At 40.2% G+C, this 20,921-nt stretch carries 19 protein-coding genes and 1 riboswitch; of the genes, 3 read left to right on the top strand and 16 right to left on the bottom strand.

Translation table 11 applies throughout. The features are described from left to right. Position 1: 1 nt before the first annotated feature. The 15 genes from ABE613_RS02520 to ABE613_RS02450 all read right to left on the bottom strand — a co-directional run bounded on the left by ABE613_RS02520 (position 2) and on the right by ABE613_RS02450 (position 16,868). Positions 2-1,129 carry a stealth family protein gene (locus ABE613_RS02520; protein ID WP_347375574.1) on the bottom strand — a complete coding sequence of 376 codons (1,128 nt, stop codon included), beginning with the start codon at positions 1,127-1,129 and terminating at the stop codon, positions 2-4. An 11-nt stretch (positions 1,130-1,140) separates the two neighbouring features. Continuing rightward, positions 1,141-2,418, bottom strand: coding sequence for an ABC transporter ATP-binding protein (locus ABE613_RS02515; RefSeq protein ID WP_347375573.1), 1,278 nt, complete (start codon positions 2,416-2,418; stop codon positions 1,141-1,143). Between the two features lie 9 nt (positions 2,419-2,427). Next, a complete protein-coding gene (locus ABE613_RS02510) occupies positions 2,428-3,285 on the bottom strand; it encodes an ABC transporter permease (protein WP_347375572.1) in 858 nt (285 codons plus the stop codon). A gap of 15 nt (positions 3,286-3,300) precedes the next feature. After that, positions 3,301-4,086 carry a 6-hydroxymethylpterin diphosphokinase MptE-like protein gene (locus tag ABE613_RS02505; RefSeq protein ID WP_347375571.1) on the bottom strand — a complete coding sequence of 262 codons (786 nt, stop codon included), beginning with the start codon at positions 4,084-4,086 and terminating at the stop codon, positions 3,301-3,303. After that, positions 4,087-5,100, bottom strand: coding sequence for an acyltransferase family protein (locus ABE613_RS02500; protein ID WP_347375570.1), 1,014 nt, complete (start codon positions 5,098-5,100; stop codon positions 4,087-4,089). A gap of 6 nt (positions 5,101-5,106) precedes the next feature. Next, positions 5,107-5,985, bottom strand: coding sequence for a glycosyltransferase family 2 protein (locus tag ABE613_RS02495; protein WP_347375569.1), 879 nt, complete (start codon positions 5,983-5,985; stop codon positions 5,107-5,109). A 4-nt stretch (positions 5,986-5,989) separates the two neighbouring features. Next, positions 5,990-6,817, bottom strand: coding sequence for a hypothetical protein (locus tag ABE613_RS02490; protein WP_347375568.1), 828 nt, complete (start codon positions 6,815-6,817; stop codon positions 5,990-5,992). 27 nt (positions 6,818-6,844) lie between these two features. Beyond that, on the bottom strand, positions 6,845-7,807 hold the full coding sequence (locus tag ABE613_RS02485; RefSeq protein WP_347375567.1) for a glycosyltransferase: 963 nt from the start codon (positions 7,805-7,807) through the stop codon (positions 6,845-6,847). 88 nt (positions 7,808-7,895) lie between these two features. Further along, positions 7,896-8,918 (bottom strand): glycosyltransferase, encoded by a 1,023-nt coding sequence (locus tag ABE613_RS02480; protein ID WP_347375566.1) that lies wholly within the window; start codon positions 8,916-8,918, stop codon positions 7,896-7,898. Then, entirely contained in the window at positions 8,888-10,084 is a 1,197-nt protein-coding gene (locus tag ABE613_RS02475; RefSeq protein WP_347375565.1) for a glycosyltransferase, read from the bottom strand. Before ABE613_RS02475 ends, ABE613_RS02480 begins: the two co-directional genes overlap by 31 nt. Before the next feature lie 9 nt (positions 10,085-10,093). After that, positions 10,094-11,203 carry a glycosyltransferase gene (locus ABE613_RS02470; RefSeq protein ID WP_347375564.1) on the bottom strand — a complete coding sequence of 370 codons (1,110 nt, stop codon included), beginning with the start codon at positions 11,201-11,203 and terminating at the stop codon, positions 10,094-10,096. A gap of 1 nt (position 11,204) precedes the next feature. Further along, positions 11,205-12,029, bottom strand: coding sequence for a glycosyltransferase family 2 protein (locus ABE613_RS02465; protein ID WP_347375563.1), 825 nt, complete (start codon positions 12,027-12,029; stop codon positions 11,205-11,207). Between the two features lie 133 nt (positions 12,030-12,162). Further along, a complete protein-coding gene (locus ABE613_RS02460) occupies positions 12,163-13,251 on the bottom strand; it encodes an EpsG family protein (protein ID WP_347375562.1) in 1,089 nt (362 codons plus the stop codon). Beyond that, positions 13,233-14,918, bottom strand: a complete 1,686-nt coding sequence (locus ABE613_RS02455) for a sugar transferase (protein WP_347375561.1) — start codon at positions 14,916-14,918, stop codon at positions 13,233-13,235. The genes ABE613_RS02460 and ABE613_RS02455 overlap by 19 nt, the downstream gene beginning before the upstream one ends. A 75-nt stretch (positions 14,919-14,993) precedes the next feature. Then, entirely contained in the window at positions 14,994-16,868 is a 1,875-nt protein-coding gene (locus ABE613_RS02450; RefSeq protein WP_347375668.1) for a polysaccharide biosynthesis protein, read from the bottom strand. 284 nt (positions 16,869-17,152) lie between these two features. On the opposite strand from ABE613_RS02450, the gene ABE613_RS02445 reads away from it, so the two are divergent. From ABE613_RS02445 to ABE613_RS02435, 3 genes are read left to right on the top strand one after another with little or no spacing between them, the layout of a single operon-like run. Beyond that, positions 17,153-17,659: a hypothetical protein gene (locus ABE613_RS02445; protein WP_347375560.1), complete on the top strand. Its 507-nt coding sequence runs from the start codon at positions 17,153-17,155 to the stop codon at positions 17,657-17,659. 34 nt (positions 17,660-17,693) lie between these two features. Next, positions 17,694-18,212, top strand: coding sequence for a hypothetical protein (locus ABE613_RS02440; RefSeq protein ID WP_347375559.1), 519 nt, complete (start codon positions 17,694-17,696; stop codon positions 18,210-18,212). Positions 18,213-18,255: 43 nt separating this feature from the next. Beyond that, complete coding sequence (locus ABE613_RS02435; protein WP_347375558.1) at positions 18,256-18,819, top strand: hypothetical protein; 564 nt, start codon at positions 18,256-18,258, stop codon at positions 18,817-18,819. Between the two features lie 92 nt (positions 18,820-18,911). Here the strand turns inward: ABE613_RS02435 and ABE613_RS02430 are convergent, their stop codons facing one another. Further along, positions 18,912-20,591, bottom strand: coding sequence for a formate--tetrahydrofolate ligase (locus ABE613_RS02430; protein ID WP_235234093.1), 1,680 nt, complete (start codon positions 20,589-20,591; stop codon positions 18,912-18,914). 125 nt (positions 20,592-20,716) lie between these two features. Continuing rightward, positions 20,717-20,799: riboswitch (ZMP/ZTP riboswitch) on the bottom strand. Positions 20,800-20,921: the final 122 nt, after the last annotated feature.

Below are 20,921 nucleotides of genomic sequence, written 5' to 3'. Positions count from 1 at the left end.
TTCAAGCTTTTTCATATTGCGATTTTTCCAGAAACTTTTTTTCAAAAGCCCCCTTTACTATGTCTTTCAAAACCAAGTATTCTGACTGAGATAGCTGTTCCGAATCATTGATACAAATCATACGATATTTTTCATTGATAATTGCATCAACAATTTCTTCTTTGTCCTTAACCTGTGCAGAAAAGACTTTTCCATGGTGTTCCTTACTAACTGCATTAAAATCCCCTTCCAGCATTGCCCATATAGAAAACACCTGATGAATAATGTCCTTTGGTGTACGAAGCCGATGCAATGATGTTTCATGAAGCATTTCTGGTGCTATGTTCCATGCTTTTTCCATTATGCTTTTTTTATAAGCCACAGCCAAATGTGGAAACACAATCCCTGGAAGATAATTTTTATCAAATGCATGAAGATTCCAATCTATATAGTAACGTCCATACTTTTCGGAAAACCATTTTTCAGGGAAATCCTGTATTCTCTGACTTATTTCTTCTCCAAAATAACTATTAATTACTGACATTGTAGAGAATTGCATATGTTCAAATGCTCCATTTGTTATATTTTTTAAGGGACGCACTACAGCCGTGTAATTTGGTTTTCCTCCACGAAAAAAATCTTCTGGACAAACAGGTCGATTTAAAAACACATCATCATTAAAATAGACAAAGTACTCACTCAACCCTTTGATCCGATGCAAATTTAATTCGATTGGATTCGAACTAAAAGTTGGCAAATATTGATGTGGTATAAAATCCGTATGATTAATAATTTTCAGTTTTGGGGCATTCGTATTTATCCAAGTTGGTGTTTGTCCACAGGTTACAAGATAAACATACCGTACCCACGGAGCATATTTTTCCACGGCTCTAAACCAATACTGAAATATATCCCAATCACGGTATCTCTCTTCTCCATTACCGGCATTTTCTATCTTCATACCATATTTTTTTTCGTATTGCCCTTTAATTGATAACCACTCTGGATCCTTTCCATCTACCCATGTTACAACAAAATCAATCGGTTCTTTCATCGGCTCTATTCGTGTTATACGAGATTTTTTTCTACCATCCCAAACCAACTTTTTTTTATAGACATTATATTTAATATTAGAACACCATTTCATCATGTCTTTTCCTTTTATCCTCGATATACACTAGCATCCAAAAGTTTAATATGTCCCCATGCCCGATGATTCCAAATTAATTCATCTGTACCTTGAATCTCAAACCTAAATGCTGGCAACAATAAATCAAGATCATGACTGTTATTGAATTCATCAGCTTCAAACAGTACAATGCTCATACGGTACTTTCCTACTGTTAAACCCGAAGGTTTAAATGTTATTGTAAAGTCCGTTTCATCCTCTGGAGCCATTCGTCCAAGCGATAACATCGGTACGGTACCCACAGGAGAATCATCGCCATATCCTAACTGTAGCCTTAATTTTAAATCAGCAAAAGCTTTCTTCGTGCTAATCCTCAGATAAATACGAATTGGTTCATTAACCTCGTAAACAGGCATTCTTTTATCCAATAATTTCAAGTACTCAATCCTTGCTACATCTTTTACATAAGATGGTCTTACCGTAGTTTCTCGCAAATCGTACTCCACTTGCGCGTCTATCATTTTATTTTGCATATATATATCAATGGCAGACTCGACATCTCCACTAAAAACTATCTTCCCTTTATCTAGGACAATGCACCGATCGCAAAGCTGACGAATCGTATTCATGTTATGTGAAACATAGAGGACTGTCCTCCCCTCTTTTTGAGCAGCATCCCGCATCTTATTGAGACATTTCTTCTGGAAAGCCATATCTCCCACTGCCAGGACCTCGTCCATAATCATAATTTCACTGTCCAGATGTGCTGCCACGGAGAATGCCAACTTGACATACATACCGGAAGAATACCGCTTCACTGGGGTATCAATAAACTCCCTAACCTCGGAGAATTCAATAATATCCTCCATCTTAGCATCAATCTCCGCCTTAGTCATACCTAAAATCGCACCGTTCATGTACACATTTTCCCGACCAGTCATTTCTCCGTTAAAACCTGTACCGACTTCTAACATAGACGCAATCCTGCCATAAATATCAATTTCTCCTTCCGTCGGAGCTGTAACTCGACTTAAAAGTTTCAACATGGTACTTTTCCCTGCACCGTTTCCACCAATAATTCCCAAAGCTTCCCCCTTGTACACTGTCAAATCTATACCGTTCAAAGCCATAAAAGTCTGCCCCATTAGACGTTGGTCAGTGCCAATTTTTGTATTGGGATCCTCTTTTCCCCGGACTCTGGCCCACCAGCTCTGCAAATCGCCCTGCAGCGTTCCACCTCCAATTTGTCCCAACTTATATCGTTTTTTCACACCGGATAGTTGAATTGCAACTTCTCTATTATCCATCATCCAACCTCCCTATACTGTATCCATAAAAGTTTTTTCAACCTTATTAAAGATCATTACACCTATAACAACAGCCACTATTGTAAACACCCAACTAAGCGCCAAAAACTCCGGCATTATAATTCCCTGTCCTAACAAAGCATAGCGGAACACCTCCACTGGAGCTGTAACCGGATTAATCATCAAAAGTATTTTCATCCAACCACCGCCCACTTGCGACAATGGATAAACGACAGGTGTGATGTACATCCAAAGCTGAACACCAAAAGTCACTAAAATTGCTAGATCACGGTACTTGGTAGTCAGGCTCGAAATAATAATACCACATCCCAGCCCTAACAACCCCAGGTGAATGAGTGCCAATGGAATCATCAACCATGCAATCCAATTAGGATGAACCGCACCAACCACAACATAATAAATCAACAATACTAAAACCAGCAACATCTGGATGCCCAACTGAATAATGGACGATAACACATTAGAGATAGGAATCGTCAAACGAGGAAAATAAACCTTTCCAAATACATTCGCATTAGTTGTAAATGTACTGGCATTTTTCGTTACACAACCGGAAAAATAAATCCAAATCGCATTACCACTCATATAAAACAACAAGCTCGGAATACCATCCGTACCAATCCCTGCAATACCGCCAAAAACAAATGCGTAGATAATAGAACTTATAAGCGGATTCAAAAACAGCCACGCCGGACCAAGAATTGTCTGTTTATATGTCAATGTGAATGTTCTTTTCGTAAACAATGCAATTAAATCACGATATTGCCAAACCTCCCAAAGATTCAAATCCAACATGCGATGTTTTGATGAAATATGAATATGATAAGTTGGTTTTGTCATGTCAGCCATTAATAATACCTCTCCTCAAAATAAAGAATCAAAATTAACGCGTTGGAATACTTCCAATTTACCACCTCTGGTTGCATTAATAATTGTCGTTTCCCCATAAGTCGAATCACAATACATTTTTGCATCCATATACGCACGAGTATTGTTTCCCATATCATGGACGACCTTCTCTTTGATATCATCATCATACCCTTCACAAAAGTAGTCCTTTTGATCCGGATCCGTGACAGTGTTCCCGTTTATATCAATAGTCACACGATAGTTATGATCAACTCCTAGCAAATATATTTCCGAAAACCCCATATAAGCCGCCAATTGCATACAACTAAAAGTTACAGTCCCACGGCAATCTAATTGATGAGCAATATCCGTAGAAAAAGAAAACGGGTAACGCTTTTGTTCATCGTAATTCAAGTGAAAATAGCAAGCATTATCAATATTCACGCGATGCCACCATTTCAGTTCGATAGGGATAAACTTGGCTTTCGCTTCAATCGCATTAATCTCTCGCTGTTGACTCTGAGCAATCAATTCATCCTCACATACATAAAATGTGGGTCTCCAGTTTGTTCGGTTAAAGAGTTTATATATTCGGTTCATACCAAATGTAATTTCACCTTTCTGTTGAAGAAGGTTCAAATCTTCCACTTGCAAACTTGGTCCGTTAGCCACAACAAAACACCTCTGACCGCTATATCTGTCTTTATAATCTAAAATCCTATTCCCGTATTTCGTGCTTTCAAAATGCTCTTGTTGCCACGGGCGCACAACGCGAGCTATGATAGATTGAATAAAACGCATTTACTTCTCCTGTATTTTTTTATTCTTAAAAAATTTTATGACTTGATCAGTCCCCCAATGAACAGGAATCCCGATCAATACACATACCAATGGGGTCAAAATGTAAGCAGCTGGCCGCAAAGCAGAAAACATCTCTCCACTAATTACGATATGAAACAAGTAAATCTCAATTGAATATTTTCCTAAAGTTTCTAATATTCGAAATCGCATAAATCTTTGAAAGAACCATATCAGTACTGAACAAAAACAAAGCATATACACAGTATCAATAATCCAATCCATATTCATCCGACCAAAAAAATACAAGATTGCATATATCAATACAAATACACAGGAATTAACCACACATACCCAATTTTTACGTATAAATGGGAGTATTTTGTCCTGATATTCTGCAAGCAACACTCCAAGTCCAAAAAATAAACACGTATTGTACCAAAAAGATGCTAGTCCCATAGCAACCGCTACTATTATATACACAACAGTAGCAATTACTACACCTGCTATTTTCATCCATGATTTTTTGAAGAAACGGTATGAAAAATAAAATATTGCGTACATGAGAAGCTGTATTTTCAAATACCAGAGCGTTACTCCCGGAAAAGTGAATGCAATCAAGTTCTTCACTACTTCCACCATCTCAAATGATTCACCCCGAATAAGTAATGATAACCAATAATATATATAGGCAGTCCAAAATGGCAAGAGCAATCGCAATATCTTCGGTATCCAAAACCTTTCCAAATAACAAAAGTTTCTTTTGTAACTAATATGTAATCCATAACCTGATACCAAAAAACAAATTGCTACACCAATAACTCCAGAGACATAGAAGAAATATGTTTCTGTACAAAGATTACTTTTTGACATATGAGTAAAAACGATAAATAGCATTCCTACTCCACGCATAGCAAGTGTCGTATTCTTATCAAATATATTCTTTAGCTCATGCCTTTTTTGAATTCCAACCAAACATAACACCGGAATTACAACATACAAAACAATAAAAAGCACAAATCATCACCTCTTCTTTCGAAAAAAATTCCGAAGATTTCTTCCCACAGACAACATCATAATCAACAGTTCTGATGTTCCAATGTCCTTTGCAATTTCTTTTGCACTATATAGAGCGGATAAGTCGCACATAAATGTATAATACATCCTTACTTTCTGTACCACCGAAAACCCAAGATATTCCGCACGTTCTCTTAACCATAGTCCATAGCCTTTAGGATTATCCAGAAAAACTGTATTTCCCGCTTCGGTTAACCCATCTTCTCTGTATTCATATATCCAAATAATGTCATTGTAGAACCGTATTCTATACCCATCTGCCGCCATTCGATTCCATGCTACAGCTTCAGTTAAGAAATTTTCACCTTCAAATATGGGATACGGATACTGCTTATGTATCTCTGTATAGAACACCATTGCACGTTCACCATCTACCTTTTTGTAACGATCCAACGCGGAGCCATCAAAAAATGGTTCGTCAAAAATTTTATTTGGTGTTACACACTTTGATGTTCCAAGATTTCCTGCGACACCGCAAAATTTTTGATCTTTTGGCAGCGCAGCCTCCCAGGAAACAATTTTTTCCAAAGCATCATCTGTCAGATAATCATCTGAATCAACCGTAAAAAACAACTCTCCCTGTGCTAATCCCAGCCCCATATTGATAGCGCTACATTTACCAGCATTTTCTTTTCTATAATATCGGATCTGAAATACATTATTCTCGGCTATCCACCTTTGGATAAGTTCTTCTGTATTATCTACAGAACCATCATCTACAACTAACCATTCAAAATCTGAATAAGTCTGTCTTTGAAGTGAAGTATATAATTGATTAAGAATATATGCGCGATTATAAGTCGGAGTAAATACAGTAATTTTCATCTTATCAATCCATCCCAAATTCCTTTCTGATCTTCTTAGTAATCGGCTGCATTTTAAAAACATTTAGGCTACGCAAAAACGCAATGGGGTGAAACCGATCTTTTCCATATGTATTGTGCATTGCATGATAAATTGCAGAAATGTTGTCACCCCCAAGCACATACACAGTTGAACGAAATGGTAGCCATGAAAATGGACGTCCTGCTTTTTTATAACGTTCAACAACAGTATTATGATCAAATCGAATAGGATAACGGGCGTTTAGAATTCCCGCTGTGTCTCTATCATGACATAGTGCATTCGAAGCCGGATATTCTTCCGGTAAATCCTCCCTGTACATTTTAATAATGTTACAGCTACCGCAGTAAGTATGCATTTGAGCATATTTTCTAAAAAATTTATCGCTATTGTGCCAGACATAACCAGATTTGGATACCAGACCATTTTCACTTGGATGCTTCTCACAGTACTCTGCTATATGACAATTCAAAAGATCATCCCCATCTACTGGCATTACATAAATCCCTTTTTCAGGATTTGGCGATTTTTCCAGAATCTCTCGGATACGAGCAGCAATCACCGTCAATTTCCAGAACTTATCTCGAGCCATTTCAACCCATTCTTTTGGTATTGGCATATCTAGTGTGATGAATTCTAAACGATCATCATATTCCCTGGATAATGGTGGAATCTCGTTACATGCCACAATGCATCGAAACGAACTGCTTGTTTGATTAAAAATTGAGTTTAAAGTTTGATTGAACCGTTTTACACATCCATTCCAATCTTTCGCTGTTTCTTTTGCACGTAACGGAATCGCAAAAATAATCATTTTCTCCCCCTTATTCTACCTGCGAATTTATAAACCAATATAAAGAAAATTTCGTAGCCGGGCTGTACCGGGCAGCGAAATTCGAACAAGCATCAGCCAAACACGCTCTTTCAAATTTCTAGGTTCAGCATCATAAAGATAGCGCCAAACTCTGCTAATTTTCTCCCGCCCTCGTTTCTGTTCGGTACCCTTCAAACACCTCAATACTCTTTGCTCTGACCAAAGGCAATAAAAGCAAACATCTGTTTTTAAATCAACTGCCAAATCCGGATAACGATCCTGAACAAACAGAAGGCAATTTACCTTAGCGTCCAGCGTATCTAAACGGTTTATAATCAAATCTTTGCCCATAATACTATCAGGATGCTGAACGTAGAAATATAACGGTGTATCAAAACCAGATACCTTTTGAGCATTTCCAATCGCATATGTAGTCCAATCGTTATCTTCATGGTATTTACCTACTGGAAAATGTATACCTTTGACTAGATTCGCCTTATACAATCTGTTCCATACTCCTGCTTGAATCCAGCTTCCTTCAATAAAAGCCTGCATGGCTTCATGACCATTCAGTGCAAAAGAGCCTCGCTTAGTTAATCTTTTGGGCTGTTTTATACCATCTTCCCAGACCATTTCAACACCACAGGCTGAAATGTCACTGTCGTTTTTTATCATATCATCATAAAGCTGCTGATACATATCTGAACTAATCCAGTCATCGCTGTCCACAAAGCCCATCAATTCGCCAGTTGCTACTGTCATTCCGGCATTCCTGGCATCCGACACCCCACCGTTCTCCTTGTGAATAACTCTGATACGACTATCTTTTGCAGCCCAATCATCACACATAGCGGGACACTTGTCCGGCGATCCATCATCCACAAGAATGATTTCCAAATTCCAATAAGTCTGATTGACAATGGACTCAACACATCTGTCAAGATAATCTTCAACTTTATAAACTGGAACTATTACACTGATTAAGTCCATTGTCATTTTACTCCTCATACTTTATCACCTTTCAAACGTATTTCTAGCTACCATACTGAAAATTCTTCACCATTCAATATAACAATTATCATTCATATATTTTCCTTTGAAGCGTTTTCTCATAAAAACTATATATACACTTATAAATCACAGGCATATACAGAATCCCTTTGAGCTTCAATCGCTCTTTTCTGCTCAATAACTGCCATTTATTACGACTTTCAATCAGAGAATGTCTTATCTCTTCGCACTTTTCTTTATACTCTTTCTGAGAGAACAATGCTAAATACGCTCCGGCACAAGCCAAAATAAATTTTCTCCATGCAACATCTTTTATTTCCTGTTCTGCATCCTCTAGAATCCATTTGCAAACCTTAACAGGATCAAGAACCTTATATGCCTTGAATTCTGACCTCGTGACAGAGGTTGAACGAACAAGATAATGATATGGACAAAAATCCTCATACACTGCTGAATTCGCTGCTTTGAATAGGTAATAGTTCATCAGCAAATCTTCATTTATTTTCACGCTGGTATCGAACGTCCCAGTCTGTAACAAACTCTGGAACAAGGTCTTGCGGAAGAGCTTGTTCCAGAGACCAGGCTCTACAAACGATCCTGATAATAGATCCTTCAGACCTGATATCCTGTCTTGCTGCACAAGACGGCCCGTATTGTAAAAGTAATGAACACGTTCTCCTTCATTGACTATCGTTTGATAACCGCAATGAGAAATGTCCGCACCATACTGCAGAGCATTTCTCAGCAGCCTCCTATACATGTCAGGTTCTATGACATCATCACCATCAACAAATCCAATCCATTCCCCATTTGCAGCTGCAACACCGGTTAGTCTCGCCCGTGTAACTCCTCCGTTTTCCAGATGAATTACCTGAAATTTTCCTGGATACTGTACGTTGTAGTTATCTGCAATTTGTCCAGACATATCCTTGGAACCATCGTCCACCAGAACAATTTCAATATTCTGATATGTCTGATTCATAATACTATCCAAACAGTGTGGCAAATACACCTCAATATTATAGACCGGTACAACAACCGAAATCAATGGTTCTGTATTTACTTTTGATACTTTGTTGCTAATTTCCATAGATTAATATCCCTCTGCTGCAATGCTCGTTTTGTCACACGAAGCATATAAGGCAGCTTACATTCTTCTTTTACTCCATATTGCCAATATAGATCACACGCCAAAATAAACAAGGCATCCACAACTTTTTCATCCAAATCCGCAATTTTTGAATAGTAGTAGGCACTCAAATGCTTCAGCAACATTGTCTCGAAACGTTCATCTCTCGGCAATCCCATTGCCTTATGCTGTTCCAGAATCGGGAGTAGCATCCAATACATATCTATACTCTTGGGATTTGCGCTATTATCTTGCGTATGAGAAAAGTTTTTCTCATACCACCGATATTGATAGCATATCGTCGGTACATAAACAAACTTTTTGCATTGAGTAAATAACAAGCTGTGAATGATGTTATCCTCATACCAGTACCCCGTTAAATAACGAACTCTATTCCACAACTCACGTTTATAAACCTTACACCAAGGCAACCCAGCATAATTCAGAATTTTAGCATTATCAGCATAGCCTAACATATTGTAATCGGGATATACATTCGGCACGATCTCATAAACCTCACCGTTACGCTCCTTTACCAGATTATGAGCGCACATTACAATGTCACCATCATCCTGATAAGCTTTTTTCATCAATGTTTCCACTAGATTATCTTCCACTGTGTCATCACAATCAATGAACATGATGTATTTTCCTCTGGCATTATTCAGTCCAGTGTTTCGCGCTCCGGCAATGCCTTGATTTTTCTGAAAAATCACTTGTATATTTGGATAGTTTTCATAACGGTGTAAAACATCCTGTGCGCCATCCGTCGAACCATCATCCACTAAAATTAATTGAAAAGTATAGTCTGTCTTCTGAGCAAGAATTGATTTAATGTTGTTCTCAATTAGCTCCACATGATTATAGACAGGTACAATGATAGACAAATCTAGCGTTTCATTCACCCGTATATTTTCTGCAACAGGTCTGCCATGAGGATCAGGATGTACTCCCGAAATAATCTGCAACGCTTTGTCATGTTCACCCGTGACAATTCTTTTGCGACACCTTAGTCGCTCTAACAGATATTTACAGAAAAAAAGCGCATAAACCAAATGTGCCAACAATGCGCTAAGCCATTTGCAATGAGTCATCCGATAGAATCGGAAATAAAAACCATATATCATAATAACCCCTTAAAGTGACAACAACATCTCTTCCACTGCTTTCACGGTATTCTCCGTGTTAAACATCCTACCGCGAATTTCAGCCTGTTTTTTGTAATGTGCAAGTAAATCAGGATTATCCAGCAACCTTTTGATACCCTGATACAGTGCTTCCTCGTTGTTCTCTGTTACAATACCATATTCATTATTTTCTCCTAGCATTTCCTTCATGCCAGAAACCTCCACTGTGCAAACTGGTGTGCCAACGATAAGTGCTTCTGTTGCAGAAGTTGAGAAACCTTCAGCATAACTAGAACAAACAAACAAATCACAGTTCTTAACAAATTTATATGGATTTGTGTCATATCCCAATAACGAAATTACCTTTTCAAGCTCATTTTCTTTAATATAGTTTTCTAGTTTTTTCTTTTCCGGGCCAATACCCAATACATACAAATGAATTGAATATGACTCTAAAGTAAGTTTTTTAACAACTTCGAATAATCGTTCATAGCCTTTAATTGCTTTCAATGTCCCAACAGCAACTATTCGAAACACTTTATAATCAGAAAAAATATTTACTTTCTCTATAGATTTTCTTACAATCATTTCTGATTCTACAGTATTATAAAGAACTCTGCACGGTTTTTTATAATCCAAGATTTCACAAAAATCATCCCGAACACACTTAGAAACACACACTGTCATGTCAAAACGTCCATAACATTCTGAAGCTTCTTTTGCACTTCGGAAAGATGCACTTAATTGTTTCATCGTATGTTGTTCCACATGAATCCACGACACCAATTTTGTAGTATCATCTTTACATCCGCTAATGATCCTTGCCGCTGGACCTTCAAGATATGAGATTTCTATATCATATTTTTCCCTAATAAAGCATTTGTGTAGCTGGTTGGGAGAAAGCATTTTCATCAGTTTGGTATTTCCTGGAACCATTTTCTTAAAAACTGTTAAATATTTTATTTCTGGTTTCAAAAACTGCTCATTTATGCCTCCACCAAACAACGACATAACCGTAACATCAAATCGAGCCAAATCCAAGTGATTGACCAAATTGATAAGAACTTTTTCAGCTCCCCCTTGGCCCAAATCATGAATAAGAAATAATACTTTTTTCATATCAATTCATTCCCGCAAGTCTTTTTTTATGGAGCAAATTATATAAAAATCGAGGCATTAACCCAGTGATAATCGGTCTTAAACTATATACTGCCATCCAAACAGGCAATTTAAGTTCTTTTACTGCCAACAATTTTACATAGGCTTCATTTAATCTGAATTTAAATTTTCTTCTGTTATATGCATTTTTATCATCACGCATCTGATACAAAGGTTCATGAATATTCTTTCCTTTAAATCCAGCTGCATACATTTTTACCCATAGATGATAATCTTCTACTCTCAGAAAATGTTCATTAACAGTATAACCATTAACTGCCTCATAAGCCTCTCTTCTCACAAGACAAGGTGCATGGCAAAAGGGAGATTCGTGTACAAGATCTGCTTTGACGGGATATTCAGGATGACTAATTCTTCCCCAAATTTCTTTTTCATCGAAATACTGCATATCCGTACTGACAATTGCATATTCTGAATGTGAATCCAAAAATTTAACCTCTTTTTCCAACCGAGTCGGCAATGATATATCATCTCCATCCATTCTGGCTATATATTCACCTTGTGCAGCCTTTAAACATTTATTTAATGTATAATTCAATCCACAATTTTTTTGATTTCTTAATAACTTGATTTTTACTGCATATTGTTTTTTATATTGCTCTGCAACCAGAAAAGTATCATCCTCTGATCCATCATCACAAAGAATCAGTTCCCAATCTGAAAATGTCTGATTTAAAATAGAGTCAATTGCTTCCGGCAATGTCTTAGCGCAATTATATATCCCCATTATAATAGATACTTTTACCATGGTTTCTTTTCCCTTCATTTATACCATAACTCTGTAACACAGATAATAATAAACCTCAATACTTTTCTAATCGTATTCTCTTACACAAATCTCGCAGGTATCTTTTTCAATCCAATCATTACAAAAATATTATCTCATTTACGCATGATTCCTAAACAAGTCCCATAATACTGTACATGTAGAATCCCAGATATCCTGCAATCATAGCCAGATACACTAATTTTATCGATTTCTCACTAAACATATGCTCAATCTCCCACGGAAGTAAGATATAACTATACAAAGAAAAATAAATCGGCAGTCTTCCAATAAAGATTCCACTGGTAAACATAGACACGACATAGAATCCTACCGAAGCAATTGACATATTTGTGCACAGATTAATAACCGGATCATCTGCATATTTAATAAAGCGTAATCCAACCAGAGACAGGATAGATGGTATCGCATATACCAGAACCCTTATAATATTCGTTCCATCGTCCTGGAAGTCCTGCCAGTCAGACACGACATTCTTATACTGTGTCTCCGCCAGAAGGGTATCCAGAATATCCGTAAACTTTCCAATGAACATTACTGCTACAATAACCGCTATGATAAATAATATTGTCTTCTTATTCCACGCTTGTCCCTGAGCAATGAATATAAATGGCAGCACCAGGAGCGCACTTCCATGAAACAATGCTGCAAATAGTACGGTCAGCACCGCTGGTACATATTTCTTTTTCAAAATATACTCAAATGCAAAGAATGTTATGGTCACCGCCGTAAACTGCCGGATTCCGTTGAACATCCATGAGATGTAGTCTGTCGATGCAACGAACAGAAAAAAGGTGACGATATAATTAGATGAGTATTTCCGATATACTTTTATCAGTAATGCCACCTGAATCAGGGCCAGAATTATAAAATATACATTTACATTATCACCGATCAGATCCTTAATGACTGCAGAGAAGAGATAAAATCCTTTATCCTTTTCTATGGTATCCATATAAGAAGGGATATTTCTTAAGCCACTTGGAATTTCACGAAACATCTCCATATAAGCTCCTGTATCTCCCACGTAACCGCGGAATCCACTCCAGATCACCAACGGCAGATAGATCAGGAATGCCCACAATGGGTAATACCTCTGTACCTTTTCTCCACACACATATTCTGTTCTCTGTACTTTGGTGCACAGCCCGATCATCCAGGCTACCGCTACCCATACTAATATCAGATAATAGTTCGACATGTCTTTTTTACTACCTTTTCTTTATCATATTGCTCTTCCATATATTTTCTTCCGGCCCTTCCCATGGCTTTTCTTTCTTCTTTGGAAAGTTTCAGGAAGTCTTCCATCGCATGCAGAAGTGCGTTCCTGTCTTTGACCGGACATAAGAGACCGCTGACGCCTTGTTTTACCGCTTCTCTGCACCCCGGGATATCGCTGGTAATCAGAGGTCTTCCGGTAGCTGCTGCTTCCAGAAGGACATTGGACATTCCTTCGTGATAGCTTGGGAGCACCACGCAGTCTGCCTTTCCATAATATGGTCTTGGATTCTCCTGGAATCCATGGAATACTGCGACTCCATCCCGGGTCAGTTTTTCTACTTGTTCCTTATATTCGTCTTCGAAAAATCCAACCAGATCCAGTACAAACTGACCGACATATTTTTTCTGAAGTTCTTGTACTGCCCAGAAGAGTTCATCCATGCCTTTTTCTTTCATAATGCGGCCCAGGTATAAGAAGTGAACCTTGTCGTTATTCGGATATTCCTGATAACTATTGGATTCCAGATTGACCCCGGCTCCGGGAAGGATGGTCTGCTGCCATGCCGGTGTGATCTTCTTCTCTCGGAAGAGCTTCGCGTTCTCTGCATTTTCAAAGTACACCGTCTTCGCTTTTTTTAAAGCCGTCCGGTACATGACTGTCACAATCTTCGCCAGCCCCTTTTTCTGAAATGCGGTTCCTAATCCCTGGACATTCACACAGTAAGGAATCTTCTGCATCCTGCAGGCAAATCCTGCATAGATATTCGGCTTAATGGAATAAGTGATGACCATATCCGGCCGCTCTGTTTTTAATATTTTAACATATGTATGGTATAAACGGAAGTCAGTTACCGGATTAATCCCTCGACGGTCTACGTCTGTTTCCAACATTCGGCATCCCATCGCCGCGAAGTCTTGCTCATGTCCTACGAATGGAGTACTGATGACAACCTCTGCATCTTCCATAAGTCGCTGGATCAATTCTCTTCGGAACTGCCATAGCATATATGAATGGTTGGTCACGATCAGGATCTTCTTCTTTTTTTTAAGGGAGCCCGTTCCACCTTCTACCACCCCTTCGCTGCGTGAAACTGCCAGAAATGTTCCCAGGAAGCACTTGATATCGATCATTGGTCCCATATGTGACACATAATGACCATCCAGTTTTGCCTTTTCTGGAATCTCCAGTTCATCTCGACCGTGAATCTGCGCCCATCCGGTAAGGCCTGGCTTCACATCATTTGCTCCGTATCTGTCTCTCTCCGCAATGAGATCATCCTGATTCCACAGCGCAGGTCTGGGACCGATCAGAGCCATATCGCCGCGAAAGATATTCCACAGCTGCGGCAATTCATCCAGAGAAGTCTTGCGAAGGAATCTTCCCACCTTCGTGATATACTGATCTGGATTGCGCAGAAGATGTGTCGGCATATCATGAGGCGTATCCAGCTTCATACTGCGGAACTTATACAATTGAAAATGCTTCTTATGTATCCCGATACGTTTCTGACTGAAGAATACCGGGGCTGTGATACCATCCTCTATCTTAATCGCTGCAATAATTCCGAGAAACAGCGGTGACAGCACGAACATACTGGCTCCTGCAATCACAGTATCTATCTTGGATTTGAAAGATATATAATTCATTCTCTTCGATAACCTTTCTGTCTTTTTGATTCTATCTGCACAACCATATCTACATACGACAAAAGACCTTTCGCTCTAAGCTAAGGCCTCCACGTCTTTTTCCCATTCTTCCGGAAGCATGTATGTCGGAACAATCTCTTTGACAAGTTCTCGCATCTTCTGTTCATCTGTCTCTTCTGCCATCTCTCTCAAAGTACTGCACAACTTCTCTTCGTCGAATTCAATAGGTCTTCCTATATATATCATCTTATTCCTGGTCTCTTGCATGCCTTCTTCGTCCATCAAGAGTTCTTCATACAGCTTTTCTCCCGGACGAAGTCCCGTATACACAATCTCAATATCCCGGCCTAATGTAAGCCCGGACAGACGGATCATATTCTTGGCAAGATCCAGGATTCTCACCGGCTCTCCCATATCCAGTACAAAGATCTCCCCGCCTTTTGCATAGGCTCCTGCCTGAAGCACCAGGGACACTGCTTCCGGGATTGTCATAAAGTAGCGGATAATGTCTGGATGCGTTACTGTCACAGGACCACCTTCAGCAATCTGCTTCTTGAACAACGGAATCACACTTCCATTGCTGCCAAGAACATTTCCAAATCGTACTGCCACGAATTCGGTCTTGGAATATCTGTCGAACATCTGGATGATCATCTCACAGATTCTCTTTGATGCTCCCATTATATTGGTCGGGTTCACCGCTTTATCCGTAGAGATCTGGATAAAGCGCTCTACCTCATATTGATTCGCCACGTTTGCCAGCTTATAGGTTCCCATCACATTATTCTTGATGGATTCATTCGGGCTGTCTTCCATAAGCGGGACATGCTTATGTGCCGCTGCATGGTAGATAATCTGTGGTCTGTAGGTCCCGATGACAGCGTTCAGGCGCTTTTCGTCTCGAATCGATCCAATTAAGACCACCAGATTCAGTTCCGGATAATTTTTCTTTAATTCCTGTTGAATGCTATAGGCATTATTTTCATAGATATCGAAGATAATTAATTGCTTCGGATTATGAGCAGCAATCTGGCGGCACAATTCACTTCCGATGGATCCTCCTCCACCGGTGACCATGACCACTTTTTGTGACACATATCCCATGATCTCATCCAGATCGACCCGAATCTCTTCTCTTCCCAACAGATCTTCGATACTAACCGGACGCAGCTTGCTGACACTGACCTCACCATTCACGAGCTGGTATACTCCCGGCATGATCTTCAGTTCACAGTCTGTCTCCTTACAGATATCCAGAATTGGGCGCAGTTGAACAACCGATGCCGATGGTATCGTGATGATAATCTGCTGTATATTATATTTTCGTACACATTTTTTTATGCTATGGCGGTCTCCCGCAATCTTAATGCCGCGTATGTATTTGCCTACTTTTCCAGGGTCGTCATCGATGATACAGCATATCTTCTGATTCAGATACTTACTGTTCTGGATCTCACCGATGACCGATCTTCCGGCCTCTCCAGCCCCGACAATCATAACTCTTCTCTGCTGTCTCCACGGAAGATGGCGATTCTGCTTCTTAAGCCGGATCATTCGATAAGAGAACCGGGTTCCAACCACGAATGCAATCAGATACATGGTCCTTAGCAGATAATAACTCCGCGGGAGAAAACCTCCGCTTAACAGAACAATCCCTATCTCTAATATACCAGATACAATACATGCCCAGATAATACTGAAGATCTCCTGAGGTCCAGCATATTCCCACAGGCTACTGTAGATCTTAAATAATGCAAATATAATTAGTGTTGTCAGTACGAACCATGGTTCATACTTCCACAGTGCTTCCAGATGTTCTGGGGGAATCTGATAGATAATAAACTCAAATCTTGTAGCCAACGCGAAAAAAGATGACAGTAATATACATACAGCATCCAATAATATCAGACACGCTCGCCGTATCAATAACTTATAATTCATTTCTTTCATATTCACCTGTGTTTCACTCTATCCAATCTATTTCACTCTTACATTGTAATTTCATATTATACCACATTTTTCTACTCTTAGAAAGTGACGATTCTTACATATATTATTGCATTTTTCTCATTCAAAGTCTACAACTTATAGCACGAATTAACGAAGTTTTAACTCTATTGTGCATTTTTCCCTAACATTCTTATCAAATAATAGAGACACATTTTGGTGTCTCTAAGGTATCTGAGAGACCAGAATGAAACCTATAATGTCTACATATGAGAGGAGGAGAATCCATGAAAAGAAGACGTTTTCTCGCAGTTTTAGCTGCTGTATGCTGTCTGGCAATGCCTGTAACGGCAATGGCTGCAGAAGATACGACTTCCCAGCAGGAGATCAGTGTAACGCTCACAGCCGAACCGGAGTACACGGTTACGATTCCGTCATCTGTGACCATGGGAAATGCCGGAACTATGGTGAATGTGACAGCCGAGAATGTGAAGAATCTGCCGGAAGGCAAGAAGATCTCTGTGTCAATCGCGGGAACCAGTGGCTACAAGAATCAGATGGTACTGGAGGCTCAGACTTCACCCAGGACATCCATTCGCTATCAGATCATATCTGAGACAGGGGAATTGATCGAGACCAATGCATCCACGGGTGCTGTAGGAGTTGGAAAAGAAGTCGTATCATTTACCGAGGCTGGAACCAAGCAGTACGAAATCAGACCTGTTATCGCAGGCCGCTATGAATACAATGTTCCTTATACAGGAAGCATTACATTCGGTATTCAACTTTTATAGGAGCATATCCTAAGAAACTAACGAAGAAAGAAGTGTGCAAGATCATATGCAAGAGCATACAAGAAAAAGGAAAATCTTACGGGCAATCATCACCCTGGCAGTCATTCTCGGAATCGCCGGAATCGTGTTGTTTGCTTATCATGCCGGAAAGGCACAGAATAATGAGAACGCCAAGGGTATTGTTGTCTCCGAGGATGCTACTACCTGGGACAAGGATCTGAACAATCTATCCGGCGAACAGGACGGAATCCAGATACCAGGCTACAGCGATATCACCGTAGCCAGCGGCGAGAAGGTCTGGCAGATTACTTTGGCCAATCCCAAGGATAACGATTGCTATTTCAAATACGAGATTACCATTGGCGATGAGACTACTCCGATCTATGAATCTGATCTGATCGAGCCTGGGAAAGCAATCACAGAATTCGAAGTCTCCAAGCCCCTGGATGCCGGCGACTATGACATCTACTTTAACATTGCCACTTATTCTATGGATGGCGAGAACACACGCCTGAATGGGGCTAGTGTGAAGGCTCTTCTGCATGTGATCTAAGGCACGGTCGATATCATGATTGATATATGAGGAGGTAACGAACATGAAGAAAGCAACAAAAGTAGCAAAAGCAGCTGCACTGGCAGCTATGGTAGCAATGGTAGGTGCAATGCCGGTAAATGCGGCAAACACAACGTCAGCACATTCTGACATCACTTTGTTTGTTCCAAATGATCCAGTCTACACCATCACCGTTCCTGAGACAATCTCTCTGGATGCCAAGGAACACACACAGGTTCCAATCACCGCAAGCGATGTAAAATACATCCCTGAAGGCAAGAAAGTCTCCGTAACCTTGGCAAAAGGAAGTGGAAACTTCGGAAGACTGTATATGCAGGGTACCAACGAAGAGACCGGCAAGAAATATCTCATGACTCTTGAAATCAAAGGTACTGACGGAGAATTCAAGAGCGGTGCACTCGAGAAACAGATCAAGGGCATGGAACTGGCTTCCTTTACAGAAGACGGAACTGTGAATTACGAGATGTATCCATGTTCTCAGGATTATCCACAATACGAAGGCAAAGATTCCAATCTGGCAATCCAGAAAGGTGTTCACTACACCGCATGGGCTGATTACGGTATCGCCCTGGTAGATGCTGAATAATTCAAAAGGGACAGGGTAAAACGAATCTGGGACGGGGGTTTTTGAAAAAACCCCCGTCCCAGATTCGTTTTACCCTGTCCCTTTTTATCTCTTTAAAACAGTCCTGTGATCTTTCCATCTGGATCTACGTCTATTCTTTCTGCTGCCGGAACTTTTGGAAGTCCTGGCATTGTCATGATATCTCCGGTCAATGCCACGATGAATCCGGCTCCTGCGGACATCTTAAGATTACGTACTGTAATATCGAAGTCTTTTGGTGCTCCAAGCTTGGTCGGATCATCTGTCAGGCTGTATTGTGTCTTGGCCACACAGATTGGTGCATCTGCGAATCCCAGGTCTGTCAGCTGTTTTGCCTGCTTCTGTGCTGCCGGTGTCAGGACGGCTTTTCTTCCGCCGTATACCTTCTGCACGATCTGGTCTAATTTTTCTTCGATGGTTCCTTCTAATTCGTAGCTGTAGTGGAAGTTATTTGGCTCTTCGCACAGACGGATCACTTCTTCTGCAAGTTTGATTCCGCCTTCTCCACCTTTTGCCCATACTTCTGAAAGTGCGACATTTACACCGACTTCTTTACATTTTGCCTCTACCAGGTCAAGCTCTGCCTTGGTGTCGGTCGGGAATGCGTTGATGGCTACCACACATGGAAGTCCGTATACGTTCTTGATATTACTTACATGCTTCATCAGATTTGGAAGTCCCTTTTCCAGTGCTTCCAGGTTCTCCTGATTCAGGTCTGCCTTCGGAACTCCGCCGTTATACTTCAATGCACGAACGGTTGCTACGATAACAACTGCGTCTGGGTGGATGCCTGCCATACGGCACTTGATATCCAGGAACTTCTCAGCACCAAGGTCAGCACCGAATCCTGCCTCTGTGATCGCGTAATCAGACAGCTTCATCGCCATTCTTGTAGCAGTTACAGAGTTACATCCATGTGCAATATTGGCAAATGGTCCGCCGTGAACGATTGCAGGCACGTGTTCCAGTGTCTGTACCAGGTTCGGTTTCAGTGCATCCTTCAGAAGTGCACACATCGCACCTTCTGCGTGAAGATCATGTGCTGTAACAGGCTTCTGTTCAGAGACTTTTCCATAGGTATAGCCAACGATAATACGTCCCAGTCTTTCCTTCAGGTCTGTGATATCCTTAGACAGACACAGCACTGCCATGATCTCAGAAGCAACGGTGATGTCATATCCATCTTCTCTTGGCACACCATTCACTCTTCCGCCTAATCCATCCGTTACAAAACGAAGCTGACGGTCGTTCATATCCACACATCGTTTCCATACGATCTTTCTTGGATCAATGTTCAATTCATTTCCCTGGTAAATGTGGTTGTCCAACATGGCTGCAAGCAAGTTGTTCGCAGCACCGATTGCATGGAAATCACCGGTAAAGTGCAGGTTAATGTCTTCCATTGGTACTACCTGTGCGTATCCACCGCCGGCAGCACCACCCTTGATTCCGAATACCGGTCCCAGAGATGGCTCACGGAGTGCTACCATAACCTTCTTATCCAGCTTCTGCATTGCGTCAGCAAGACCAACCGTTGTGGTCGTCTTTCCTTCTCCTGCCGGAGTCGGATTAATCGCTGTTACAAGGACCAGTTTTCCGTCCTTCTTATCTGATTTCTTCAATAAATTATAATCAATCTTTGCCTTGTACTTCCCGTACTGCTCCAAATATTCATCGTCAATTCCCGCTTTTTCGGCGATGGCTGTGATTGGCTCCATCTTACATTCCTGTGCGATCTCAATGTCTGTTTTCATCTTTTTTGTTTCCTCCTTACAGAATATTATTGTCTTGAAATACCCTTCTTGCGATACGTCCTTTCTTATTCCAGGAAATCCAGGTTTTCCGGGGAATAAAAAAGGACAACACTTATCACTTGGATAAATGTTGCCCAGACGGTCGGCCATAATAAATTCTGATTCCCCTGTGGTACTCCACATCTATCCGTCAGTTATCAGAATCCTCAGTTATTTCATATCATAGAATATGATACAGAAAATGTCAATCCAAAATCGCGATTTTTCCTTACTGCGCTGTATCAGGCTTCTCAACATTCTGACACATGGCATATACTTCTCATGCTTCTA

This window comes from Dorea chungnamensis (assembly GCF_039832125.1).
In the GTDB taxonomy this organism is placed as follows: domain Bacteria; phylum Bacillota; class Clostridia; order Lachnospirales; family Lachnospiraceae; genus JAFBIX01.
The sequence above is the reverse complement of the archived record's forward strand: the minus strand, read 5'-3'. Positions and strand labels throughout refer to the sequence as shown.